Genomic DNA, 2,256 nt, shown 5'->3' on the forward strand with positions numbered 1-2,256 from the left:
CACCCATGCGGACGAAGTCCGCACATGAGGAGGTGAGAATAAGCCTGTGGAAGTGAGAACAAGTAAGATCCTTCCCAAGGGAAACTTCCCAAACCAATGAGAACAAGTCACCCGCCTCCGACTTATTCTCACCGCCGAAACTAGTAAACCACCCCTAAATCACTTATTCTGACCCGGTCCGACCGGTAAGAAACAAGTTCGTCGAAAGACTCAGACATAAGATGGCCAAACGCAAGTCAACCAAAGAAGTGCTGCCCGTCAAGGATGAAGACGAGCAACAACCAGTTCCAACCGCTTGGCGTCCTGCATTTCGCGATATAGTGCTCGCTTTCGTGGAACACGATTATCGCCTTACGGAAGGCGTCGACGGTGTACTTCCCGTCTCGGCGAAGACCGCCAAGCAAATTAGAGAGTACGTCGAGGACTATGGCGAAACTCTCGTCGCACTTCCGGAAAAGACGTGGGCTTCTTCGACATGCATTTGGATGGGCAAGAAATGGGAGGTGCTGATCGATCTGTGGACGAAGGGTGAAGGGCGAAGCGACCTTGTCCTAAGTGCAACGGTCTCGGAGACCAAGGATGGATTTCAAATTAAGATCGAAATGGTGTACGTGCCATGAGAACCGTTCTCGAATCGATTCGTTGGCCCCAACTCGAGACCGCAGATCGACGAACCATGGGATGCAACGGAGCGGCGGTGGTGCGGTTTTTGGTGAGATCAATGTCAACTCCCGCCGCCCGCTGATCCCGGTCGTTCGTCGACACCAGGTATCTGATCGATGGTGATATCATCACGCACTCCGGATGGTTGGCCGAACAACTGTCCCATCTGTGGACACTCGATATCGATTACCCCATCGCAGAATACGCTCGATGCGCCCTGTCCGCACTGCGGCCATTTGCTGTGGTTCGCCGACACAGGTCTCCTTCCCATTTGGAACTCGTCCACGAAAACCGAACGATTTCAAGGCCATCCGATTCCTGACTCAATCGAGATCGCAGATTACATTTTTGAACTGATCCCGGAATCGGTCGCACGAGAAAACTGCGTCATCCCAGTCGCCGAATCCGCTGATGCCCTTCTCGTGGCCGCTACTTCCCCGATCGAACTTGAAATCATTGAGAAACTGCAATTCATTTTGAGTCGCCGCATATTGGCTGTCCCAACAACGAAGAATTGGATCGTTGCCCAGATTGACAAACATTATGGCTCGATTGATGATGCGGGTGTTGCGTAATTCACGCAGCTCACGACATCGTCGACGAACCATCGCATGCACGGGAGCGGCGGTGGCCAGTCGGTTTTGAAATCAACGTCAACTCCCGCCGCCCCGTGATGCTGGTCGTTACCCGACTGATGTTTCCCTGAAATGGAACCCTACATCGTTCCCAAAGATTGGCTTGTTGCCATCGCACTACTTGGCGTTGGTGCCGGTCTAGCGTTGCCGCTGACGCAACGTAATGACTGGATAGGCTGGGTGGCGGTGGTCGCCATCTCGTTGATGGCGATGCCGATTTTTGTGTTTGCATCTTATTGCTGCTATGCTCGGTTGCACAGTTTCCTCAAAAGACCACCTGCGTCGACGGTCAACGAGTTAGAACATTGAGACAAATGCGGGTAACCATCGCGTGAACCGGAGAACGCGAGTTGAGCGGTTTGGCCGTTCGAGACTTTCCCGCGCGTTCCCGGTTACGCGTAACGTTATCGGACTGACAATCTCCGACTCAGCTCTGTTGACGCGATCCACGCCGCGCGACTCATGCTGATGAACTGCTGCCCGCTTGCGACACGCGGCATCGTGAAACGAATCAACATCCCCACGCTCAACCCATCCCCAGACGCGCGGACGTCAATTCCCGGCAGTTTGGCTTTCGAAATCTCTCGATCGACCAACACCAGTCGCGGTCGTGCGAACGCTTGCCAACCTTCCTGACGAACGACTGTGTCTTGGTTGACAATCGCCCGCACCACCGCGACCACAACTTCGAGACGGTGCGGAAGACTCCCGGGCGCGATGCGAACGACATCGACTACGCTGCTACTATTTCACTGGACGCACTCCATCGATATCATACACATCGCTTCCTCACCTGTCGGGACGCTCGACCGGATGCCCATCCCCCTCAACGCTTCTCGACAAAACTACGTCAACATTTCCGATAACCAATAAGGATTTGACTTCGCGTGGATGCGACGGTTGAGTCACCTTCTCTTTCATGTTGCTTCGTTCGTCGCGGTTCAAAACGCTTCGCCTA

Annotated in this window: 3 protein-coding genes; all 3 read left to right on the forward strand. The window is 53.9% G+C overall.

The annotated features are described in order from the left end of the window. Window positions 1–221 precede the first annotated feature (221 nt). Entirely contained in the window at window positions 222–620 is a 399-nt protein-coding gene (locus FHS27_RS30575; protein ID WP_184310239.1) for a DUF7668 domain-containing protein, read from the forward strand. Between the two features lie 159 nt (window positions 621–779). Continuing rightward, window positions 780–1,238 carry a GspE/PulE/PilB domain-containing protein gene (locus tag FHS27_RS30580; protein WP_184310241.1) on the forward strand — a complete coding sequence of 153 codons (459 nt, stop codon included), beginning with the start codon at window positions 780–782 and terminating at the stop codon, window positions 1,236–1,238. Window positions 1,239–1,370: 132 nt separating this feature from the next. Continuing rightward, the gene (locus FHS27_RS30585; RefSeq protein WP_184310243.1) at window positions 1,371–1,607 is read left to right on the forward strand and encodes a hypothetical protein; all 237 of its coding nucleotides are present in this window, start codon (window positions 1,371–1,373) and stop codon (window positions 1,605–1,607) included. Window positions 1,608–2,256: the final 649 nt, after the last annotated feature.

Origin of the sequence: Aporhodopirellula rubra, assembly GCF_014192335.1 — a bacterium.
GTDB classification, from domain to species: Bacteria; Planctomycetota; Planctomycetia; order Pirellulales; family Pirellulaceae; genus Rhodopirellula; species Rhodopirellula rubra.

What these genes read in the sequence shown, in the direction of transcription:
- FHS27_RS30575 (WP_184310239.1), top strand. Translation starts at nt 222, where the DNA reads ATGGCCAAACGCAAGTCAACCAAAGAAGTGCTGCCCGTCAAGGATGAA.
- FHS27_RS30580 (WP_184310241.1), top strand. Translation starts at nt 780, where the DNA reads ATGGTGATATCATCACGCACTCCGGATGGTTGGCCGAACAACTGTCCC.
- FHS27_RS30585 (WP_184310243.1), top strand. Translation starts at nt 1,371, where the DNA reads ATGGAACCCTACATCGTTCCCAAAGATTGGCTTGTTGCCATCGCACTA.